This is a genomic window from Allokutzneria multivorans, from assembly GCF_039537405.1.
In the GTDB taxonomy this organism is placed as follows: domain Bacteria; phylum Actinomycetota; class Actinomycetes; order Mycobacteriales; family Pseudonocardiaceae; genus Allokutzneria; species Allokutzneria multivorans.
The window spans coordinates 143383-165732 of sequence record NZ_BAABAL010000012.1; the positions used below are offsets into that span (position 1 = coordinate 143383).

Genomic DNA, 22350 nt, shown 5'->3' on the forward strand with positions numbered 1-22350 from the left:
CGGAGTCCCCGGCGCCGCTAGCTCGACAAAGAGCCAGCACAACCAGCGTGCCCACGGAGGTAGCTGGTCGTCAACCGGTCTCTGCGGGGCGGCGAGATACCGTATTTATCAATGTTTTTCGGGGTCGCCGAGGAAACGATCGACGAATCCCGATCGCGAAAGGGGAGAAGAAGAGGGCGGTGTTAGCCGGGGCCGGTTTCCGGGGGCGGGGGTGTGGCTGCGGACAGGGTCCGCACGAACAGCGTGCGGGGCCGCAGCGCCTCGGTGTCGGGGTCGACGATCCCGGAGACGGCCGCTCGGGGGAACGTCGTCGCCTCCGGCGGCAGCGCCTCGTCCAGTGCGCGGACGGCGGGCCCGGTCAGGACGTAGTCCTCGTCCTCGACGGTGGTCAGCGTGAAGGTGTGCTCCTCGCGCGTCATGCGCCCCCGGAGGTAGGTCATCCTCGGTGGCGTGTGCTCGGGCGCGATGGGCGGGCCGACGGGGTCGGCGAAGCGGGTGTGGCGGACCAGGCCGACGACGGTGGCGACGGTGACGCCGCCGGGGTGGCCGGTGGTGTCGACCGCGTGGATCTGTGGTCGTGCTCGTGTCGGGTCGAGGATGATCAGAATGTTGTTGCAGGGCAGGGAATGCACGGTGACCTCGTCCACGGCGGGTCGCACGAGGACGGTGGTCATGGCCGCACCTGCCGTCCGGGGTCGAGGCTGCGCCACAGGGGCGCGCATCCCGGGCAGCGGCAGTTGGGGCGGCGCACGATCGAGTAGGTCCACTCCGTGCGCTGCGCCATCGGGACCAGGTCCCACGCGCCGGGGACGGTGGCGTCCTCCGGCAGGGGCGGGGGAATCGGTGCGCCGACACGGACGCGGGCAGCGCAGGTGGTCAGGATCGGTGCGATCTCGTTCCACTCCCCCAGGCTCAGCGGGGGCCCGTCGACGGCGATGGCGTCGATCACCAGCTTCACGGTGGCCGAGCGAGAGGGCATGACCATCCGCAGGTCCAAGGTGATGCCCTCGCGGCCGGGCAGGGTCGCGATGTGGTGGTGCAGCGCGAACACCGCGGACAGCGGCGGTGCGCCCGGTGGCACCTCGAACAGCGGGTCAACGAAGGCCCCCGCCGCGACGTGGTTCCAGAGTGCGTGCAGGGCGCTGGTGATGTGCGGGCAGCTCGTGCGCGGTACCGCGTTCCAGGTCTGACGCACGATCACGTGTCCGTCCACAATGGAGGAAATGAGGGTCGGTAGTCGCTGGTCGGTCGTGGCGATCCTGAGCCCGCACCGGAAATCTTCCGGTCGCCACAGCAGCATTTCGTCGCACAGCTGCAGATCACGCAGCTGGGTCGAGGTCAGGCTGTGGGCGACATGGTCGCGCTTGGCGTCGCGGTGACGCACGAGTGCGCGGGCTTCGTCCACATTGGCTGTACAGAACGAAATCGAGTCGTGCTCTGGCATGGTCGATCCCCCTGGTGCGGCGGGTGCACATGGTTTCCGTTGGAGGGTGCAGCGCGCCGTCTCGGGCGCGCCGCACCCCGTTGATCGCGCTCCCGCAAGCGCGATCTCCCCCGGTAGGACCGAACGCGGTGGGCGCGGTTCTGCCCCCGTCGACTCTGGTCCTGACGTCGCGGATCAGACCCCTCGCCTGCGTCCCGCGACGCCCTGCGCCAAGGCCGATCCAACCCGGAATGTCCGATACGGAGAGTAATTCTTCGCACCAGATGAGCCATCCAGTTGGATCACGACCTGACGTACAGAGAGTGACATACCCCCGAGTATGTCGGGGGCGTTGCCTCAGTTTCCGACGCTATCGCACCCGTATGGAGTAGTCCACGTTTGGGCGGATGCCGATTATGATCACTTTGAGTCACATGCGATCAACGTGACGCTCTGTCATCCTTGGCGGCGAGGGCGGCCACGGTCTTGTCCACCCGGAGGATGACCTCAGCCCCGCCGAACGACCTGCTCGGCCTGACGAAACGGGGTCGGAGTTGGTGGGTGGCGCGCGTGGTCAGCGCGCGTCTACGGTGGAGTCAACGCCGTGCCGCGCACGGCGGCCACCGGACACGTGACGATGGGAGAGGCCGGGCATCGACGCCCTGGTAAGGGAAAGCGATGCTCCGAGCCCCTGGGACGCGGCCATCACGCCGCTGATCCAGGAGGATTCTCGTTGCTGCTGCGCCAAAACTCGCGTCTTCGCGTCCACGGAATCTGGCAGTGGAGTCTGCCCGCCTGGGCCGGTCGCCTCCCCGACGGACGCTCCTACAACACCTGCCCGAGTGCGGGGGCTTGTCGTCACATCTGCTATGCCTTGGTGGGCCGGTTTCGCATGCCCGCCGTCCTCGCCGCCCATCAACGCAACCTTCAGCTGACTCTCGACGACCTCGACGGATGGGCACATCAGATGCGCGATGAGCTGACGGCTCAACGCTTCCATGGAGCAGCGGTGCGTATCCACGACAGCGGCGACTTCTACTCCTCGGCGTACCTTTGCGCGTGGTTGTCGATCATTCGCGCGACACCCAGCACCCGATTCTATTGCTATACAAAGGAAATCCTTCTGTTTCGCGAGCACGTGGAACCTGACCCGCCACCCAACCTGTCGTGGATCTACAGCCTCGGCGGAATCCACGACCACAGGCTCACGCCCAACGATCGGGTCGCCGACGTCTTCCCGAACGAGGAGTACATCGCCACCACCCCTGAATGGACGTCACAGTCTCGCTGCGACCTCGACGCGGTGTCTGGGCGACCCCGAATCGGTGTGCCCGCCAACAACATCCCGCATCTGAGGGCGCGTCAAGGTCAACGACGACTTGGTGAGATGCAGCGCGAGGAAGACGCGGCCCGACGGCGACGGAGGGCTCGACGACTGACCAGCGGCGGATGTACTCGCTCCGCCGAACAGTCCTCGCGCCCTACCGCTGCTCTCGACTCGCCTGGTGCACTCGATAACGGTGCCAGCACGGACGCTACGACCCCAGCTCCGAAGCGGTCGTGACGCGGTTTCGGCCCGTCGTTTTCGACACGATCGCCTGCTTGTCCGCTGTGGCGATCAACTCCTGGATCGCCTCCTGCGCTCGGCGACGCTGACCGCGCCCCAAACACACCGCTGTCCGGAGGGTGCGCGAGTGCGCGACGCCGATTGAGGCCGAGACCCGCAGAACGTCTTGGCGCTCCGGCGCGGGGAGGTCGGCTCCACGCACCACCATCCCGTCGCCGACGACTTCGACGCTGGCGATCGCCGCGCGAAGTCGTTCGGCGCACCGGGCCAGCTCGGTCTCGTCCACGTTGTCGGCCAGCACGGTGAACTCGTCACCTCCTGGTCTTCCGAGGACATCGCCGGGCCGGGTTTCTTCGCGCAGCGCGGAGGCGACGCTGGATAGCACCGCGTCGCCCATCGGGTGTCCCGCGGTGTCGTTGATCGTCTTGAAGTAGTCCAGGTCGATCACTACCACGCCGACGCTCCCGCCGTCGGTCGCTGTGCGCATGAGGCGGTCGACGGCTTGCGTCATCCAGTAGTTGCGACGGGAGAGCTGGGTCAAGTCGTCAATGCCTGCGGTGACCTCCAGGTCTCGTTGTCGTGCCAGTTGGCGGTCACCGGCGAAGGCCAGAGCCAGCGTGAGGCCGGGTGCCAGAAGGCCTGTGGGGGAGCACATCGCGATCCCGGCAACGACTCCCCCCGCGAGCGTCAGGACGGCGATGATGTTGGTCTCGCGTCCCCCCAGAGCCGCGCTGCTGAACAGGCTCGTGTGCTTGGCCAGTGCGATGACTCCGCCGACCAGGACTGCCTCGATCACGCCGTAGACACCGGCAGCGAGCATCAGCACCAGCGCGGAGGCGATCTCGTGGCTGACCGTGGGTTCACTGCCGGATCGAAGCGAGTGGTCGGCGGTCTGCAGGACGGCGATCGCGCCGAGTTGGGCGGCGGCGATCGCCGCAGTACTGAAAAGGGCCTGGTGCGGCGGTGTGGGCGTGCACCGCCACTTCGCCGTCCGCACTACAGCCAGAACTCCGAGCGCTAGGGCTGGCGGCAGGGCGAGCGCTGCGCCGAAGTTCCACAGTCCGCTGACGTCGACGTGCGGCGTCGAGCGGTCCGCCGACAGCGCGCGCCGGTGCCTTTCGGCGCGGCCGGACAGCCAGACGTGCACGAGCGCGGCTCCGACGACTGCGCCGGCCTGCGCCCAGTCACGCCCTGTCGTTTGCGCGTAGTGGCACAACACGATCGCCACTCCAGCGCCCACACCTAGATGGACACCCAGGATGAACCGCCGCACCCGAGCGGGGAGCGCCCACAACTGCCATGCCCGCAGACTGCGGAGAACTCGCAGTCCGATTTCCTTGATTTGGTTGTGTCCGAACAACGCATGGAGCGTCACACTGGGATGGGTCACCGTCGGCTCCCCTCGCCCGGCGCGACGATCGCTCCCGGCTCGGTCGCCGGGAACGGTTGCCGCGTGGTTCGACTCCCCTTAGGAGGCTCACATGTTTTCGTCGCAAAAACGCCTTGCTGATCGTGAATGGGTCGGTTAATCACTAGAAATTCCCCCGCGCTGCGTCTCAGAAGAGTCGAGTCGTCCCGCTCGCTCGGCATTCGAGACTGACGTCGTTCCGTCGCGTCGTTCCCCCGGTGCGACGGACTTCGGTCCCTTGACTCCGACTCGCCACGCTCTCCCACAATGGCGCGTCGAAGGTCCCCTCTATCGTCTCGCGTGCTTGCCCGACCCTGACACGCTCACAGCGGGTAACGAACCGTTCACGCACGACAGGGTTCAAAGTCCCTGATCAGATGGGCATCTGCTTATATCCGTTCCGGACACGGCCACCTCGTGCGGACGCCATGGCTACGGTCGGTTCATGGGTTCGACGGAGAAGGACGCGGGTGCGCGGGAACTGTTTGCCCGCCGGTTCACGCTGTTGATCATCTCTGCTGGCTCGCCTCCATTTCGTCGCATAGCGCAGTCTGTCGAACGGGCCCGGAAGGTTGATGACCGTTCTCGCCCGGTGCAGGTGTCGGCACAGCGCATCAGTGACTGGCGTCGTGGCGTCGCCGTTCCCGCAACCTTTGATGGACTGCAGGCCGTGCTGGAAATTCTGATCGGTGAGGCGAACAAGCGGCAGCTGGATACCACTCAGGTAGAGCTGCTGAGCATCCCTCGTTGGAGAGGGTGGTGGAGCGAGGCGCGTGCCGCTCCGGCCGATCTCGCCGATCACGGTCATCACAGCCCGAGCGGCGTCTCCGCTGATCTGGGGCTGTGCCCTTTTCCTGGTTTGTCCTCGTTTGGGCAGCAGGAGGCGCGGTTCTTCTTCGGTCGCGATCGTCAAGTCGCCCAGCTGCTCGATCTCGTCCGCACGTCATCGACTCAAGGTGGTGTTGTCGCCCTCGTGGGGGCGTCGGGTGCTGGGAAATCCTCGCTGGTGAGCGCGGGTTTGCAGGCCGCGCTCTGCCCGGCGCGCTTCGACGCCACTGCGAGGCGGGGCTGGAGGACGTGTTCGCTGACTCCGGGCCCCGATCCCGTGCGCGCCCTCGCTGAGGCAGTAGTTCGGCTCGGCGAGACGACGTCGACGGCCGCGCGCCGACCTTCGGCGCCCGGACAGCTCGGCGAGGATCGTGCGCTCGGCGGAGCGCGCGAGGCGGTACTCGGCTACCTGGACGACGCGAAAGACGAACGCTCGACCCTGATCGTCGTGGATCAGTTCGAAGAGCTGTTCACGCTGTGCAGGAACGAGGACGAACGTCGTGTGTTCGTCGCGCTGCTGCACGAGATCGCCTCGCCCTGCGAGGCCAACGGGCACCCCCGCGCTGCGGTTCTGCTCGCTGTGCGAGCTGACTTCTACGGCCACTGTCTCGAACGCCCGGAGCTGGCCGATGCGTTGCAGTCTCGCCAGATGGTGCTTGGTCCCATGTCCGTGGCGCAGCTTCGATCAGCAATCAACGATCCGGCAACGGCGGTGGGCCTGCGGTTGGAAGAGGGCCTGGAAACGCTCGTGTTGCGCGATCTGGGCGGGCGCCAGGCCCACGGCCGCACCAAAGCCGGTCGCGACGCCTACGACGTCGGCGCGCTTCCCCTGCTCGCGCACTCCTTGCTCGCCACCTGGCAGCAACGCGACCAGGGGCAACTCACCATCGCCGGGTACCGCAGTACCGGTGGCATCCGAGGTGCGATCGAGACGACAGCGGAAGCGGCGTGGCGGGACCTGTCCGGGCTGGAGCAGGCAGCCGCGCGATCGCTGCTGCTGCAACTGGTCCAGATCGGCTCGGACACTCAAGACACCCGGCGGAGGCTGAGTCGCGACGAGCTGCTGGCGCGCACCCGCGATCGTGGCTCTGCCGAGCACGCGCTGGAGGTCCTCGCCGCCGCCAGGCTCATCACCTTGGATGCCGAGGCCGTGCAGATCACCCACGAGGCACTGCTGCACGCCTGGCCCCGGCTTCGAGGGTGGCTCGATGACAACCGGTCTGAGCTGCTGCTGGCGCAGCGCCTGGACGAGGACGCCGACGTGTGGGATTCCCACGAGCGCAATCCCGCGCTGTTGTATCGGGGGCCACGATTGGATGCGGCGCTCCGACAGCAAGCCGCCTACGCGGCGACGGCGCCGAGTGCGCTGACGAGCTCATTCCTGGCGGCCTCTGGGCGGCACCAGCGCCGGGGAGTCCTGTTTCGACGCAGCGCGGTCATGCTGCTCGTCGTGCTGACCTTGGTGTCCGGGCTCATCAGCACCGTGGCGATCGAGCAGCGCGGCGACGCTGAGTTCCGGCAGCTGCTCGCCGAGGCCGACCGGCTCGCCGGCACCGATCCCTCTCGATCGGCGCAACTCAACCTGGTCGCCCGGCAACGACGCCCCGATGATCTCGGCGTGCGGACGCGGGTGCTGTCCGCGCAGCACACGTCGCTGGCGACGTCGCTGGCTGGCGCTCGCGGAGCCGTCTTCGCTGTCGCGCTCAGCACGGACGGGAAGCTGCTCGCGGCGGGAGGACTCGACCAGCGCCTGCACCTGTGGGACCTCTCCGACCGTGCCCACCCGCGCCGCATCGAACACACTCTGCCTAGCCACCACGGAGCAATTCGGGCCCTGGCCTTCAGCCCCGACAGCAACGTTCTCGCCACCACCGGCGATGACGGTGCGCTCGGCCTATGGCGCTTGGCTGGTACACGACCTCCGCAGACCGGGGTGATTGTTCCCGCACATACCGGTTCCGTCCGCGCGCTTGCCTTCAGCCCGACCTCGCCTGTCGTCGCCACCGCCGGTGAAGACAAGATGATTCGTCTGTGGGACGTCCACGATGCAAGCACGCCTCGGCCGGTCGGCACCCCCCTCGTTCACCACACAGGCACTGTGCGCGCTGTCGCATTCAACCCCACGAAGCCGATCCTCGCAGCGGCCAGCGAAGACCGGACATCCACCCTGTGGAACACCGAGAACTTCGACGCGCCGCGCCTGCTGGGAAGCCCGCTCACAGCACATACAGGCCCGGTATGGGCACTAGGCTTCAGCCCGGACGGCAGCCTCCTCGGCACCGGCGGCTACGACAAGAAGGCCCAGCTCTGGTCGGTCGACCTCCGCACCGGCGCAACACCACAGGGCCGCCCGCTAGCCGGACACACCAGTGCGATCTCCTCCATTAGTTTCAGCGCCGACAATCGCACGATGGCCACCGGCGGATACGACAAGACGACACGCCTGTGGGATACCCGCGACCCTCACACAGCCGCAGAAATCGGACCGCCACTGAAGGGCGATTCCAGCGTCATCTACTCCATCACATTCAGCAGTGCAACCTTTCTTGTCGCCACGGCGAGCGATGATGGGGTAGTGCGGTTGTGGGCCAAACCGACAGGACTCCTGCACGGTCACTCGGCGAGCGTCTTGTCCGCCACATTCAGCCCACACGGAAATCTCCTGATCACCACCAGCGAAGACAAAACTGCAAGCCTGTGGGACGCAACCAATCCGGCCAACCCAAAGCCATTCCCACGCTCACTCGCAGGACACGATGATGCCATCTGGCAGGCCGCTTTCCATCCACGACGAAACATTGTTGCTACCGCCAGCGAAGACAAGTCAATCCGCCTGTGGGATATCAACGATCATGCCGCACCCGCCCAGCTCGGAGCACCGATATTTGGGCACGAAGCGGCAGTCAAGTCGGTGGCGTTCAGCCCAGACGGCAACACTCTCGCCAGCAGCGGAACGGACCAAACAATCCGTTTGTGGGATGTCCAAGACCTCCACCACGTGACACCGATCGGCTCACCGTTGCGCGGCCACACCGGAATCGTGTGGTCGGTGCGCTTCTCTCCAGACGGAAAGATGATCGCTTCTGGCGGAGATTCCACCGTGCGATTGTGGCCACTGTCGGCCCCTATCGGAAAGGAGTCGAGTCAAGTCCTACGTCATCACACAGGCGCAGTATGGTCTGTGGCGTTCAGCCCCGACGGGAAGGTGCTGGCATCCGGAAGCAGTGACCAGAGCATCCGCCTGTGGAATGTTGCCGATGCTCACGAAGCCAGCCCACTGGGCATTCCTTTGCGAGGGCACAGCGATACGGTGTGGGCGGTCGCCTTCAACCGCGACGGCACCCAGCTTGCGAGCGGAGGCTTCGACAGGATGGTCGTCCTGTGGGATATCCGCGACCCGCGACACCCTTCACGTATCGGCGGCCCGATCGCAGGGAACAACGACACGATCTGGTCTGTAGCATTCAGCAACGACAATCAATCCCTAGCAACGGGCAGCAATGACAAGTTTGGCAGGCTATTCAATCTGAACGTGGACCAGGTCGCCGAGCGGACGTGTGCGACCAGCTTCGGCGCGCTCACACCGGAATGGTGGGCACAGAACGTTCCCCAATTCGACTTTGACCCGCCCTGCCAGGAAGAAGCCAGAGCGGGCCAGCCGCAACCAGAGTAGCGCTAGCCACTACCGAGGAGCGTTGGAATCCAGCCCAAATCGAGCCCAATCAGGCCCGCCGCCTTCACGATTGAAACCCTTCTCAAGAATTGCGAGGTTGTGGTAGAAGTGCGCGGTCTTGATGTCAGCGTCAAACGGCTGAGGCTCCCGACCGGCGTCCACCAGGAACTCTTCGTGATTAAGCCCGTCGACGAGACCTTTCAGGAATCCCATACTCGTCTGAGGGCTATTCACATCAAGGCTCGATCCGCCGAAGCGAGGCCAGTATGAGGTCTGTAGGTCTTCGATCGCATAGATTCCCCCCGGTCGCATCAGCGGGAAGAGGGTGCGGAACGAGGCGAGAACATGCTCACTGACGTGACTTCCGTCATCGATAATGATGTCGAATGGCCCAACCTGGGCAACGAGATCCGTAAAAAACGATGCATCGGACTGGTCGCCGCAATGCGTTTGGATGCGCAGCTCATTGTGCGGACTCTTGTCGTGAATGTCGACCCCGTGCACGACCGCGCGCGGGAAGTAGTGCCTCCACATTCGCAGGGACGATCCACCAGCGCTGGGATCAGCAAAGCCGCCAATCCCGATCTCTAGGATTGTCAGCTGCCGGTCACGAAGTCGAGCAAAGTGCCGCTCATAATGCTCGGTGTACAGGTGGATACCCCACTTATCCGCCCCGTAGCGTCCGGCAAGTTCAGTCAGACCGGTCGCGCCGCGACGGTCTATCACCTCAAGAATGCGCTGCACCACGAAGAAGTGAACAGGAGCCTTCTTGTACGACGCGAGCTTATCAATATCTCGCAGGGCGACGCGCCGCGACGCCGCGTCCGCCGCCCCAGTGAAACCATAAGTAAGTTGGGCCAGCTCGCAAAGGTCATGTGAGATCGTCGCATCCACCACGGCATCGTCGGGGTCGACAACCTGAATACCGTCGCGCGAAGCTCGGAGAATTCGTGATTCCTCCACTCCCCTCTCCACGAATACCATCCGAATAGTGACGTTCTCACCATCGCCATCACCGCTCAGCGGCGAGTCGAATCGATCAACGATCTCTGCGAGAATCATGTCAGCACACGAGGCTCGACCGATCTTCGCAACCGAATCCTCCACCGATCGCCGATCTGCCCCGGCAGAGGAGATCAACAATTTCAAATCATCAAGTGACACAACTCCCCCTAGTACGTCACACAATTTCGTCAATTTGGCAGAGTAGCAGAGTGTGATGTGCGCTGACTTGAGGCATCGGGCTCACCCCAGGCGCTTGCCTGGAACTGTCACGTCAGGAACTTCACGATGGAGTCACCGCAATAGCGGACTAGTCGCCTGAGCACGACCCGCTGCGCTCACCACAACCAAATCGCCAGAAGGACGAGGGTTCGTTGTCGCTCCACCGACGAAGCCATCTCGCCTCAACATCTATTTGTCTACGAGCGCGCCGCACAACCGGGTCGAGGCGCGGCGCGACATGCCGACGGGTCGTCACGTCGTGGCGTGGCGCTCGATGCTGTCGAGCCGGTATGACTGGAAACGGGAAGTACGACCGCAGGGGGCGCTATGGCAACGCCACCACAGGCAATCGCCGATTCGCACGGGCAGCATCGGGACGCGGCGCAGGCATTGCGGCGCTACGGTGCCACTACTCTGCATGGCCCGCCGGGCACCGGCAAAACCCGGCTGGCCCACCACGTCCTGAACACCATGATGACCACGGGGGTCGTCGACGCGGCACTGTGGGTGTCGATGACCGGGCTTGTGCGCGGCCGTCATCCCGCCGATCTGGTGGCCGAGGCGATGAGCGCGCCTCGTACGGAGGTGGCCGAGGCATTGCGCCGCCGTCGCACGCTGCTGGTGCTGGACGGCGCCGAGCAGGCTGTCCGGCCACTGAGTTGGCTGGTACCGGAGTGGCTGGAGAACGCACCTGGCACAAGGGTGCTGGTGACCAGTCGCCGGCTGCTGTCCGGCCCAATCGAGCACGCGGTGCCGATGCGGGGATTCTCGACCGCGGGCGGGGCGGACTCGCCCGCGGTGCGGTACCTGGTTGGGCGGGCGGGAGCTGTCGGCATCGGGTTGTCCGCGCGAGAGGCGGGGGCGCTGGATCTGTGTCGGGCGTTGGACGGGGTGCCCGCCGCGTTGGATCTCGCGGCGTCCGCGTTGCGGACTCGTCCCGCCGCGGTGTTGGCGCAGGACCCGGATGGCGTGCTCTTCGGTGGTCCGGGCGCGCGGTCGGGATTTGTTCGTGGGCTTCGGGAGCAGTTCTGGTCGTGCTCGGCGGTCCAGCGCGTGCTGTGGCGACAGCTGTCGGTGCTCTCGCGCGGGTTTGACTTGGACGAGGCCGAGCGAGTGGGCGCGGGTGGTCGCGTCGACCGGGATGCGATCGCGCGTCTGCTGGCTGAGTTGCTGTCCGCGTCGGTGATCGTGCTGGACCGTGATCCTCGTGGCCGTGCCCGGTATCGGATGATGGCTCCGCAGCGCCTGCTCGGCCGCCGCGAACTTCGCGGCGCGCGGGAGGAGGTGCCCTTCGCCGCGCGCCGTCGCGCCCGGTCACCTCGCAGGGTGAGTCGTTCGCTGGCGTCGGGAACGCTTGCGGCGGCGGGGATTGCGGGGTTGACCGCACGACAGCGCGAGGTCGCCCTTCTGGTTGCCGACGGGGCGTCCAACTCCGAGATCGGCGACGCGCTGGGGATCACGACGCGCACGGCGGAGTGCCATGTCCGTGGCATTCTGCGCTCGCTCGCACTTCCCAACCGCGCGGCGCTCGCCGCCGCCGTCGCGCACAGCGCCCCGCCCCAGTCGCACTAACTCGGGCGGGGCTTGACCTGTTCAGCCGGTGATTGTGTTGTGGGACAAGGGTATACAGATCGAGGCGGGCCATCTCAGATCGAGATCACCCGCCTCTGGACTGTGGGGCTGGTGGGTCAGAGGTCGTTGCGGAGACCGATCCCGGGGGTGAGGATGCCTGCCGGGTCGAAGCGGCGCTTGGTCTCCAACACCTCCGGCCAGGTGTCGCCGTAGTGCCGCTGCCAGTGCCCATGGTCGAGGATCTGCGAGCCGATCGGGTAGACGAGGCCGCCGTCGGCTTCAGCTCTCTTCCGCAGGCGGGTGTTGCGGTCCAGCATCCGCGTGGTGAAGTCGGCGGCCGCGCCGGGGCGGGAGGTGGTGAGGATGTCGAAGAGCCACACCCACTCGGTGTCCTCCGGCACCCGCAGGCGCGGGCAGGTGAACGCGTCGCGGCGGTGGATGTGCACGAGCACGAATCCCAGCGGCGCGGCCCAGTCGTCCTCGGTCAGCCCCGCGACGGCATCGTCGACGAAGGCCTCCGCGGTGTGGTCGGGCAGGAACACGTCGAACCAGGGCTTGATCTCCGCGTCCCAGGTGGTGGTGCGGCGCATGTCCTCGATGAGCCGGTCGAAGCGGGACACGTGCTCGACGTAGGGGCGCGTGTCGATCAGGGGCGGACTGGCCGGTGCCGGGACGGAGGCGAGCGCGGCATCGAGGTTCGGCGGCGCGCCCGAGTACCAGTGGTGTGCCAGCACGTTGTAGGTCGGTGGGCTGCTGGTGGTGGGCGGGGCGATGAGGCAGAACACGCCGTCGATCTCCTCGTGCTCGGCCAGCACGCGCATCGCCGCGAACGCCTCGCCGGAGTTGGTGTAGGGCAGGGTGATCGCCAGCGCGCTCTCCGGTGCGCGCAGCAGCTCCAGCACGACGCCGGTGATGATCCCGACCTGCCCGAGCCCCGCGAGCGCGCCGGTGAACAGCTCGGCGTGCCGGGTGCGGGAGCAGCGCACCCGCGCGCCGGTTCCGGTGACGATCTCCAACTCGACGACGCGGTCGACGAATCCGCCCTCGCGGTGTTCCTGGCCGATCCCGCCCACCGACAGCGTCCCGCCAAGAGTCAGTTCGAGGTAGCCGGGCAGCCCTGCCGGACGAAACCCTTGTAGTACAACGTATCTGACGACTTCGCGCCAGCTCGCCCCCGCGGCTGCGTGCAGGTGCCCGGCGCGAACTCCGTGGATTTGGTTGAGCGCGGTCATCTCGATCGCGAGCCCGTCCGGGGCGAGGGACTGGCCGTGCGTGGTGTGGTGATGCCCGCGCGCGGCGACCGGGATCTGGTGGCGATGGCACATCGCGACCATCGCGGCGATGTCGGCGGCCGAGCCCGGGTGCAGGATCACGTCCGGGGCGCCGGTGACGATGTGGCCGAGGTCGCCGGAGGACTCCGCCCCGGTGAGGTTGAGGACAAGGTGGCCGTCGAGTTCGGGGACGGCGACGCTGCCCGGGCCGAGCTCCGAGCGCCACCGGCGTGTGGCCGGGTCGTAGGCGACGGCAGGCGTGGTGAGAGAAAGTTGCTGGGTCACTGGCATCCCCCGAGGTGCTCACGTGGTGCACGGCGATGACAGATCCGTTGCGGCACAACGGTCACCACTGCGGTCACGAGCCCGCGCCCGTTCCCTGCACGGGTGGATGCGCGAGCCGCCGTCCGTGGCGTCCACAGTGGATCTGCCGGGCGCTCGCGGTCATGCAAGCGCCTCTCCAGCTTCTGCGGCACCGCGCGGTGGTGCGTACGTGTTTTCCCGGGTTGCCTGCCTACGCATGCGAGCGCGTAAAGGTCAGGGCGGCCTGCCAGAGCGCAGCGTATGGACTCGGTGCCCCAGTTCGACAGTGGCCGTCAAAGAATGTTCCACGGGTCGGTGGCGGGTTGGTGCAGGCGGGCGATGCGGCGGTGGACTTCGCGCGCCTGGGGTGAGCCTGGGCTGCTTTTCCGGGCGTTGGTGGTGATCATGCGAAGTTCGCGCAGGTCGCGTAGGACGCGGTAGCCGTCCCAGTCTCGGACGTCGAATCCGTAGGTCTGAACGGCGCGCTCGTACTCCTGAGGTGGGTGGCCGAAGCGGCGGCAGTGGACGTCGATGGTGACGAGGTCCCATTCGCGGGGTCCGATGACCGCGCTTTCCCAGTCGCACAGCACGGGTGTGTGGTTGTCGGGGTGCCTGAGGGTGTTGCGGTGTTGAGGGTCTCCGTGGATGAGGCCGGGGGCGAGGGTGTAGGTGAGGTTGGCGGTGGCGTAGGCGAGTTCAGTGCAGCGGGTTCGCAGTCGGGTGCGTTCGTCGGTGGTGAGGAAGCTGCTGCTGGCGATGGCGGTGCGGATCGCGGCGACGGCATCCAGCGCGGGGAGGGTGACCGGGGGTGTGCCTACTTCGTGCAGGGTCTTGAGCGGCCCGGTGATGTCGGGTGCGCTGATCGTCGGCGTACCGGCTTGGGGGAGGTAGTGCCAGAGGGTGATGGCGCAGCCGGCGATCTCCAGGGGCTGGTCGATCTCCAGCAGCGACACGGTAGGGACACCACGGGTGTCGAGCCAGCGGACGAGGGTGACGATTTCGGCGACGTGCCGGGTGCCGGGTCTGGTGATTTTGACGATCACCGGTTCGCGGAGTTGGTAGACGGCGTTGGTTTGGTGGCGCAGCAGGCGGGCTCCGGTGGTGTCGAGTCCGGTGCGTGCTCCGAGCGCGTCGAGGACACGGCGCGTGGCCTCGGGGGTGAAGGTGGTTTCGGTGAGGTCCGGGCCGGTGTGCTGCAGCATCAGGTGTCGCTTCCGGTGTCGTCGGTGAGCAGGTCGCGGAGTTCGCCGACGGACCGGCTGCTGCGGGCTTGGGCGGGCAGGGCGGTGATGATGTCGCGGGCGCGGGCCCGCACGATGTCGGTGCGGTGCTCAGTCGGCAGGCCGGTGAGGGTGGTGATGGCGAGCGTGCAGGCGTCCTCGGCTTCGCCTTGAGCGGCTTTGCCAGTGGCGTGATCGAGCTGGATCAGCGCGGGGTCGATCACCAGGCGCGGGTCGCTGCGGTAGAGCTGGAGTGCCTGGTCCTGGACGTCGCTGGCGCGGGCGTGTTCGCCGAGGTAGGTCAAGGTTCCTGAGGCGTAGAGCAGGTAACGCTTGAGCGTGAACTTCAGCGCGAGGTCGGGGTGGTCGCCGGGCAGGTTGTCGAGGTGGTCGTGGGCGCGGGCCAGGGCGGCTTCGGCTGCGCTGCGATCGCCGAGTCGTGCCAGTCCTCGTGCTTCGGCTGCGGCTGCCAGCGCCACGCCGTCGCACGAGGGGGCGCCGAGGGCTTGGGCGTCCCGGGCGAGGCGCACCGAGGCTGCGGTGTCGCCGTAGTAGTAGGGCAGCATCGCGCACTGGGCGCGGACCTGGGCGCGTAGGGCGAGGTTGGTGGTGTCGTCGGCGGCGAGGCAGGCGCTGTCGTACCAGTAGCGGGAGCGTCGGAGGTCACCGAGTTTCATCAGCGCATCCGCGCTCAGCAGGCTCAGCACGGCCAGGATTTCGTGGAGGCGGTCGAGATCGCGTGCGCGTTGGCGTTCGGCGGCAACGTGCTGCACTTCGTTGAGATCGGGTCCGATCGCGCGCAGCATCACCGCTGGTGAGGTGCGCGGGTAGTCCGCTAGGTGGTCGCTCACGCGCCGTTCGAACAGCTGCAGCCGCGCAGGCGTGAGGCTGCCGGTGGTGAGCGTGGTGTCCAGGCGCAGCCGAGCCTCATCCAGGGCGGCCAGGAACGCCTCGTCGTCCTGCCCCATCCCGACCAGCGCCAGCGGCGGCGCGGTCGCGGGCTGGGCGATCCGAGCGTAGAAGGCGTGCCGTTCTGCCTCCGTGGCCTGCGCCAGCGCGGTGTCGAGCGCGCTTTGCATCTCGAACCTGGGCACGATGTCGCTGCCGCGGCGGTCCCACTCCGACACCGCGCGAGGCCCGATCCCCAGATGCTCAGCGAAAACGTCGGCGTTCATGCGCAGCACGTCGCGCAGGGCGCGCGCTTCGCGTCCGGTCCATTTCGCCACCGCCATCGACTGACACCTCCCCCACCAGCTCTGGCCATGCAAGCACAGCTCGCCCCTGGACTGCACCGCAACGCCAGGGTTACGCCATGCCAACGCCAACCTCACGACATTCCCAGCGCAGTGACAGCAGCGCAAGCTGGTGACCAGCACCAACACGCCAGCAAACACCGCAGTCAGCTCCCCGCCTCGGCGGGCTCGGTGTCAACGACGATGTCGTCAGGAGCCAGCAATGGACGCCTACACCCAACGGCTGCTGCACAACCGTGTGACCGAGACACTCGAAGCCATCGACACCACCGTCGCGGCTGCCGACGACGAGGTACTGGCCGTGTTGGGAGCGACCGAGTTGCCGATGGCAGTGGCCGCCCTCCGTGCGTTGCTGGACGGGCACGTCCTCGACGACGACGGTCGCTGCCGCGCCTGCCGCACGCGCGTCCTGCGCCGCCCCACGCCCGGCTGCACGATCGCCGCGACGGTCCATCACGCCTTCACCGACCACCAGCGCGGACGCCGCGCTCTCACCGCAGCCGCCACCGCGTAACCCGCTCCGCTCGCACGAGCACCGCGAGCGGAGCACCCCAACTCCTGGCGGGCGACGGCCGAGGTCGACCTCCTGTGTCCCGCCAGGACACCACCCCGCCGCTCGCGCGGTGACGACCACGGTGTTCCGCCTCCGCCCCAGGGAGGCCAGCCGGAGCAGCAGGCCCAACAGCGGCCCGCGCCATCGCAGACGCCCGCGATGCCCCCGAGCCCGGCTGGTGCGCGCCGAGGCGGAACACCCTTCCCCTTGAACCTCGTGGAGCCACGCCATGACCGCAGTCCTCACCGCCCGCCGCTCAGCCCTGGTACCGCCACCAGCCGCCGACCCGACCTGGCACAGCGCCGCCGGATCGCTCCCCGAGGCACACGTTCCGGCGACCTACGACGGCGCACCGCGCCCGCTTCCCGGGATGTCGCCGCCGGTCTACCGCGCGGAGTGCGGCGCGCTCTGCTCCGACAGCGAGGCCTCCCCGGATGCGCCGCGTTGCCGTGCGTGCGCGGAGATCCACGCCGACCACACGGCGCTCTACCCGCTCACCCGGGCGTAGCAACGCCGCGCCCTGTGCTCGTGGCGCTCGCGCACGAGTTGCGATGCCCCTGGAATGCCTGTCCGATTCTTCTGTCTGAGGCTGTTTCTCCTTCCACTGCAACAGGAGACCTGATGACGATCGCGCGCGCTGATGCCGCCACGCCTGTGCCGTGCGGCCGTCCAGGCCAGTACGCGCTGACCGCAACGGCGGCCGCGCACGCGGTGATGGCGCGATGCGGTGACGCGGTGCGCCGTGTCCCCCTCGACGCTGGCTTCGCTGCGGCGGTCGAGTTGGTGGCGTCGCTGCGCGGCCGGGTGATCACCATCGGCGTCGGCACCTCCGCTGACCTGGCGCGGTTGGGTGCGCACCTGTTGGCCAGCTGCGACACCCCGGCACAGTTCCTGCACGCCACCGATGTGTTGCATGGCGGCATCGGCGCGGTCACCGCAGAAGACGTCGTCCTCGCCATCTCCGCACGGGGCAGCACTCCCGAGGTCCTCGCGGCCGCGAGCGCCGCCGAACTGCGCGGCGCGCGCGTGATCGCATTGACGTCGCGGGCGAGCAGTGACCTAGCTCGAGTCGGTCGGATTGACGTGGTCTTGCCCGCCGCAGCCGAGTCGGTGCCGCTGTCCTCGGTGGTCGCGCGGGCGGCGTGGTTCGGCGCTTTCGCCGAGGCCGTTAGGACGCGTCGGGGCTGAGCGGCGCAGCCTTAGCTGGGTGGTGCCGCACGCTCGCGAACGAGCGCTTTCTGCCTTCCCCAAGCGAGTTCGTCTCATTCATCTGAAGCGCGGGTGTATGTCCCCGCATGCCTGGAGTCCGGTCACGCTCCATCACCGGCGTTCGATCACGCTGTTCGGCTCGTCGGCGGTGAGCCTTAAAGGGAACCGCGCCGAGATCGTGTCGGGGCGGGCTCGCACCTCGTTGCGTGGGTTGGGTAGTACGGCGAGGCCCCCGATCCGGGGCCGTGAGAGCGATGGAACGGCGAACCTCGCCCTCTCGGTCTGGGCTTTCCTCGGTGTCAGGCGAGCAGGAGGCAGCGGTCCCACAGCGAGCGGGGCGCGTTCCCGTTGGTGAGGGTATGCAGGGCTAGCGCCGCGCCGGTGCTGCCTTCGAGCAGTCCACCGCGTTCCGGTGTGTCGGCGAGCCGTCGGATGAGCAGTTCGGCCAGTCGGGGGATGGCGTTGGTGAGGGCGGGGGTGGTGGCGTCGTGGGCGGCGCGCCAGGTGGTGTGCAGGAGTCCGGCGGCGCCGTGGCACAGGCTGACATCGACGATCCGGGCGAGTTGGCCGGGGTCGGCCAGGCAGTCGGCAAGCGCGGCTTCGGCGAGAGCTTGGCGCGCGGCGTCACCGGTGGCGAGGGCGGCGAGTTGCTGGGCTCGGGCGATGCCGGGGGTCCCGTAGCACCAAGAGGGTTGCTGCGGACCGTCCTGGTGAAGGGTTCCGGTGCGTGCTTCTTCGAGGGTGATGATGCGCGGCCACCACGTCCCGGCGGGGTGGTGGCGCTGCCAGGTGTCCAGCCAGGCGAAGATGCGGGTGATCGCGTCGTGGTGGCCGTCGATGAGGATGCCGGCGCGGGCGGCGATCGCTAGTAGCGCGAGGGGACCGGTGATGCCGTGGGCGAGACCGAGGTTGCCGTGGCCGCCCGGAAACTGTTCGGAGGGTTCGTTGCGCGGGCCGTGCTCGCTCCACCAGCCAGGCAGGTCGTCGGTGTCGGCCAGCGGCAGGGTGAGGCGGACGAGGTAGTTCAGCACCGCGGCGGTGATCTCGCTGTGCGGGTCGCGGTACAGGTGCAGGGCGCCGAGTCCGGTGAGCCCTCGGATCAGGTCGAATTCGGCCAGGGTGGGGCGCTCGCGGCGGTCGATGCGGGCGTGCGCGGTGTCCAGGCGCGCGCGGGTGAGCTTGGCGGTCGCGAACTCCAGTTGAGCATGGGCGTGGTGGTAGGCGCTGGTGGCTTCGGCGGCTGCGGTGACGGTGAAGGCGAGCGCGGGCACACCGTGGAAGAGCGTCGCGTTTCCGTTGGACGTCACGGGTTCTGCGGTGGCGGCGGTGATCCAGGCGTGCGCGGTGTTGGCGTGGACGGGGTCGGAGTAGGCGCGTTCGAGGTGCAGCAGGGCAACGCCGGCTGCGCCGGTGGCCAGCGACTGCGGCACTGGTGGGTGCGTGGCGGTGGCCAGCTCGGCGCTCGGGTCGGTCAGGGCGGCCGCGAGGGCGTGGGCCCAAGCGCGTGCCGAGAGCGGCATGGGGTTGGTCATGGGGCGTCCTTCGGGGTGCGTGTCCGGGTTGTGTGGCTGCGGGCGGCGGCGCGGGCAAGGCGGTGCGCGCCGCGTTCGGTGGAGGGGTCGATGCCGTTGACGCGGATGCAGTGCACGTGCAGCAGCGCCGAGAGCACGGTGGTCGGGTCGGGGCCGCCGTGGACGGTGAGCGCGGTGCGGTAGGCGGTGAGCGCGGTGCGGCGCCGCTGCCACGCGGCCAGCAGCTTCTCGCCGCCGGGTAGCCCGCGCACGGCCTGGTGCTGGTTGGTGGGGTCAGCCAGCTGGAGCGCTTCGGTGTAGGTCGGTCGTGGTGAGGCGGCCTCGGGCGCGGTGACGGTGCTTCTCAGCCAGGTGTCGGCTTCGGAGAGGCTGCCGGTGAAGGCGGTGGCCGCATCGAGCAGGCTCGCCGCGGTCAGCGTGCGCGGGTCGAGCCCGGCGGCGGCGGTTGTGCTGCGGTGGGCAAGTGCAGCGGCGGAGTCGGCGACGAAGACGCTCTCTGCGGCTGCCAGGACCGGGCCGTGACCGTAGCGGCCTGTCTCCGGGTGGTAGGTGTCCAACCGCGCCGTGGAGATCACGCCGCTGCGGCGCAGCTCGGCAGCCCATGCTCCGACCCGCTCGGCGACGGTCCCGAACTCGCCGGGCGCGTGGTGGATGCGGAGCCGGAGGTGGTCCTCGGGGTCGCGGTAGGGCAGGAACCACCACGGCGGCGGCCTCTCCCAGGTGGACAGTAGCTCGGGCAGCTGGCCGGTCAGCACCGCGGTGTGGCGGGCGGCAGGGACCGCGAGGGTGCAGAACAGCCAGTTTCCCGCGCCTGGGAGGTGCTCCTGCTCCGGCGCGCGCGGCCGCGGCGTGGCGCGGACAGGCGGTGTGGCGCTGGGCTGGGTGCTGGCGAGCGGGACGATGACCTCGTGAGCACGGCCGCCGATCCAGTCCAGAGCGCCCGTGGGTGGGCCTTCGGTGAGCACGGCGTGCCCGTGCCGGGTGAGCTGGGCGCGCAGCAGGTACAGGTGGGACGGCTCGTCCAAGTCGACGCGCAGTCGCTGGTCTCCGGCGCCGATCTCTACCTGCGCCGGGACCATGCTCGTCTGCCGCCACGCGGTCACCGCCGCGCTCCACCGCTCCCACGGCGCGCTCGCGTCGGGGAGGTCGGTGGTGTCCAGTCGCCAGCGGGCCCGGGTGAGCACGACGCGGCCGCTGCGCAACCGGGGCAGGAACGGCAGATCGGCGGCCGCACCCCAGGAGAACGGGCCGCACGCGGCGGTGCGGGCGCCGGTGATCTCCGCGCACAGCCGCAGCAGCGGGTGTGCGTAGCGGGTGAACTCCACCGCGCTGAACAACACCGGCTCCACCACCTGCTGGTGCGGCACCGACCACAGGTAGAGCTGATGCTTGTCGGCGACGACGAGCAGCTCTCGGGGTGTCAGGGCCGCACCGGTCGATGGATGCTCGCCGATGACCAGCTGCTGATCGAGGACCTGCGGGGCACGAGCGACGTTCTCGGTGTCGACGTACATCGGCGGCCCGCTGACCTGCACCCGCACCGCGCCCTGCTGCAGGGGCGGCACGCTCCGATAGGCGGCGTTCATGCGGGCCAGCTCGGCGGGATCGAGCAGGTCGAGGAAGCGGCCACTGGTGGTCCCGGCCGCGCGGAAAGCCCCGGTCACCACGACCTGGAACTCCCCCGCCTCCAGCGCTGCGAGGTCGTGCGCGTGCACGCGCACGGCGAGCTCGGTGCTCGCCGAGTGCGGTGCGCGCGACGGGTTCTCTGTTTCCAGGGCGGTCATCGTCTGCTCGTCGAGATCGACCTCGACTCGGCGGTGCAGCGCGGCGTTCTGCGCCAGCGCCAGCAGAGCCGTGTCTCGGTGCGAAGCGCGCGCCGGCGTGCTCGGCAGCGGGGAATCGCGGTACCCGGCGGGGTAGCCGAGGCCGCCGTCAGCGACCAGTTCCAGCAGCGGTACCGCGCCGCCGAGTCCGTAGCGCTCCAGGAAACGGTGGTGGTAGTCCTGCCACGCCGAAGTCCCTGCCGGGTGCGGGGTGAGGCGGGTCAGCAGGTGCGCGGCGCGGACGGTCTCGGCGGCCACCAAGGTGGGCAGGGTGATCTCGGCATCGACTCGCACGTCGACATCCGGCATCGCCTCCGCAACCGCGGGCGTCGCGATCGAGGTTGTCGGCTCGGGCTCGGCCAGCGCGGCACGCGCCGCCTCCAGCCGGTCCAGAATCGCGGCGGCAGCCGGGAGCTCAGCAGCGGCGACCTCGCGCAGCACCGAGCAGAGGTAGGCGAGGGGGTTGGTGGCGGTCATCGGCGGGACCAGGCTGCTGATCAGAATTCGCTGTTGGCACAGCGTGGCGAGCATCATCGAGATCGACGAGCGCGCGGCGCTGGGGAACTGCTCGGTCAGGCGCGCGGCCAGCTCGTTGACGCACACGCGTTCCCGCGCGGCGTGCAGGATGGCGGCGAGCGCGGGTGTGTACCGCACGGAGACCTCCGCCGGTTCACCTCGGTGCTGTCCGACAGCCGGGGCGTCGGCGGCGCGCACGCCCAGCACGAGCCGGTCGCCGCGCACGAACGCGGTCCCGTTGGCCACCACTGGCAGACGCGCTACCAGCTCGGGACAGGCGTGCAGTTCGGCGAGTAGCCGGTGAATGAATACCGCGTCCGCTCGATGCACGCGGTGGTGCTCGCCGCCGAGGCGCACCTGGGCTTGGGTGTCGAAGTGCGCGGGCGCAACTCCGGCGAACCGGCCGAACGGAGTCGCGCGGCCAGTCGCGCGCAACTGGTAGCGCAGCACCGAGATCACCGCGCTGCGTACCCGCTTGACACGCTGCTCCTCCCCCGCGCACACCGCGACCACCCGGCGTGCCAGGTCCGGGCTGGCGGTGGTGACGGCGGCGGCGAACTCCGGCTGTGACCACCGGCGCCGCAGCCACGCACGCCACCCCGGAACCCGCCCAGGACCGTCGGCGGCGGTGAGATCCGGCCACTCAGCACCGTCCTCAGAGGACTGCGAGGTGGCGAGTCGGGCTAGGGCAGCATCGACCACGGTGTACATCACGAGCCTCCCGGAACGGGTGAGGACAGACCGGTGGCCTGGCACCGAGGTGATTGCACGCTCGTCGCCAGGCCACCGAGGACTGGTCTGGGTCAGCAGGTGCTGTTGGAGCACGCGCTCTCGCACGTCTGACCGCAGCCGTCGTCGGTGTAGCTGAGCAGCACCCCCTGCTGGGAGCTGGATTCGACGAAGGTCAGGTCGAGGTCGAAGTCGAGTTCCATATGTTTTTCCGTTCTCGTGTTCGGTGGTGCGGACAACCCGACC

The 22350-nt window shown here is 68.3% G+C and carries 16 protein-coding genes; 6 read left to right on the forward strand and 10 right to left on the reverse strand.

Going from position 1 to position 22350, the window contains the following annotated elements:
* Positions 1 to 182: 182 nt before the first annotated feature.
* On the reverse strand, positions 183 to 674 hold the full coding sequence (locus tag ABD798_RS17505; protein ID WP_344876021.1) for a hypothetical protein: 492 nt from the start codon (positions 672 to 674) through the stop codon (positions 183 to 185).
* The gene (locus tag ABD798_RS17510) at positions 671 to 1444 is read right to left on the reverse strand and encodes a hypothetical protein (protein WP_344876023.1); all 774 of its coding nucleotides are present in this window, start codon (positions 1442 to 1444) and stop codon (positions 671 to 673) included. The genes ABD798_RS17505 and ABD798_RS17510 overlap by 4 nt, the downstream gene beginning before the upstream one ends.
* 616 nt (positions 1445 to 2060) lie before the next feature.
* Here ABD798_RS17510 and ABD798_RS17515 point away from each other — a divergent pair.
* Positions 2061 to 2987 (forward strand): GP88 family protein, encoded by a 927-nt coding sequence (locus tag ABD798_RS17515; protein WP_425549238.1) that lies wholly within the window; start codon positions 2061 to 2063, stop codon positions 2985 to 2987.
* On the opposite strand, the gene ABD798_RS17520 is transcribed toward ABD798_RS17515, so the two are convergent.
* Complete coding sequence (locus tag ABD798_RS17520; RefSeq protein WP_344876027.1) at positions 2959 to 4218, reverse strand: GGDEF domain-containing protein; 1260 nt, start codon at positions 4216 to 4218, stop codon at positions 2959 to 2961. The genes ABD798_RS17515 and ABD798_RS17520 overlap by 29 nt on opposite strands.
* A gap of 625 nt (positions 4219 to 4843) precedes the next feature.
* On the opposite strand from ABD798_RS17520, the gene ABD798_RS17525 reads away from it, so the two are divergent.
* On the forward strand, positions 4844 to 8899 hold the full coding sequence (locus ABD798_RS17525) for an nSTAND1 domain-containing NTPase (RefSeq protein ID WP_344876029.1): 4056 nt from the start codon (positions 4844 to 4846) through the stop codon (positions 8897 to 8899).
* Positions 8900 to 8908: 9 nt separating this feature from the next.
* Here ABD798_RS17525 and ABD798_RS17530 read toward each other — a convergent pair whose 3' ends face one another.
* Entirely contained in the window at positions 8909 to 10063 is a 1155-nt protein-coding gene (locus ABD798_RS17530) for a class I SAM-dependent methyltransferase (RefSeq protein WP_344876031.1), read from the reverse strand.
* Positions 10064 to 10450: 387 nt separating this feature from the next.
* Between ABD798_RS17530 and ABD798_RS17535 the strand changes: the two genes are divergently transcribed.
* On the forward strand, positions 10451 to 11695 hold the full coding sequence (locus ABD798_RS17535; protein WP_344876033.1) for a LuxR C-terminal-related transcriptional regulator: 1245 nt from the start codon (positions 10451 to 10453) through the stop codon (positions 11693 to 11695).
* A 116-nt stretch (positions 11696 to 11811) separates the two neighbouring features.
* On the opposite strand, the gene ABD798_RS17540 is transcribed toward ABD798_RS17535, so the two are convergent.
* From ABD798_RS17540 to ABD798_RS17550, 3 genes are all read right to left on the reverse strand, one after another.
* Positions 11812 to 13251 carry an FAD-binding protein gene (locus tag ABD798_RS17540; protein ID WP_344876035.1) on the reverse strand — a complete coding sequence of 480 codons (1440 nt, stop codon included), beginning with the start codon at positions 13249 to 13251 and terminating at the stop codon, positions 11812 to 11814.
* A gap of 311 nt (positions 13252 to 13562) precedes the next feature.
* A complete protein-coding gene (locus ABD798_RS17545; protein WP_344876037.1) occupies positions 13563 to 14471 on the reverse strand; it encodes a phosphotransferase in 909 nt (302 codons plus the stop codon).
* Positions 14471 to 15721 (reverse strand): helix-turn-helix domain-containing protein, encoded by a 1251-nt coding sequence (locus ABD798_RS17550; protein ID WP_344876039.1) that lies wholly within the window; start codon positions 15719 to 15721, stop codon positions 14471 to 14473. Before ABD798_RS17550 ends, ABD798_RS17545 begins: the two co-directional genes overlap by 1 nt.
* 223 nt (positions 15722 to 15944) lie before the next feature.
* Between ABD798_RS17550 and ABD798_RS17555 the strand changes: the two genes are divergently transcribed.
* The 3 genes from ABD798_RS17555 to ABD798_RS17565 all read left to right on the forward strand — a co-directional run bounded on the left by ABD798_RS17555 (position 15945) and on the right by ABD798_RS17565 (position 17483).
* Positions 15945 to 16256, forward strand: coding sequence for a hypothetical protein (locus ABD798_RS17555; RefSeq protein WP_344876041.1), 312 nt, complete (start codon positions 15945 to 15947; stop codon positions 16254 to 16256).
* A 268-nt stretch (positions 16257 to 16524) separates the two neighbouring features.
* A complete protein-coding gene (locus ABD798_RS17560; RefSeq protein WP_344876043.1) occupies positions 16525 to 16803 on the forward strand; it encodes a hypothetical protein in 279 nt (92 codons plus the stop codon).
* A gap of 113 nt (positions 16804 to 16916) precedes the next feature.
* Positions 16917 to 17483 carry an SIS domain-containing protein gene (locus tag ABD798_RS17565; RefSeq protein WP_344876045.1) on the forward strand — a complete coding sequence of 189 codons (567 nt, stop codon included), beginning with the start codon at positions 16917 to 16919 and terminating at the stop codon, positions 17481 to 17483.
* Positions 17484 to 17803: 320 nt separating this feature from the next.
* Here the strand turns inward: ABD798_RS17565 and ABD798_RS17570 are convergent, their stop codons facing one another.
* The 3 genes from ABD798_RS17570 to ABD798_RS17580 form a co-directional block, all read right to left on the reverse strand.
* On the reverse strand, positions 17804 to 19036 hold the full coding sequence (locus ABD798_RS17570; RefSeq protein WP_344876047.1) for a lanthionine synthetase C family protein: 1233 nt from the start codon (positions 19034 to 19036) through the stop codon (positions 17804 to 17806).
* Positions 19033 to 22086, reverse strand: a complete 3054-nt coding sequence (locus ABD798_RS17575; protein WP_344876049.1) for a lantibiotic dehydratase — start codon at positions 22084 to 22086, stop codon at positions 19033 to 19035. The genes ABD798_RS17570 and ABD798_RS17575 overlap by 4 nt, the downstream gene beginning before the upstream one ends.
* 92 nt (positions 22087 to 22178) lie before the next feature.
* Positions 22179 to 22307 carry an FxLD family lanthipeptide gene (locus tag ABD798_RS17580; protein WP_344876051.1) on the reverse strand — a complete coding sequence of 43 codons (129 nt, stop codon included), beginning with the start codon at positions 22305 to 22307 and terminating at the stop codon, positions 22179 to 22181.
* Positions 22308 to 22350 lie beyond the last annotated feature (43 nt).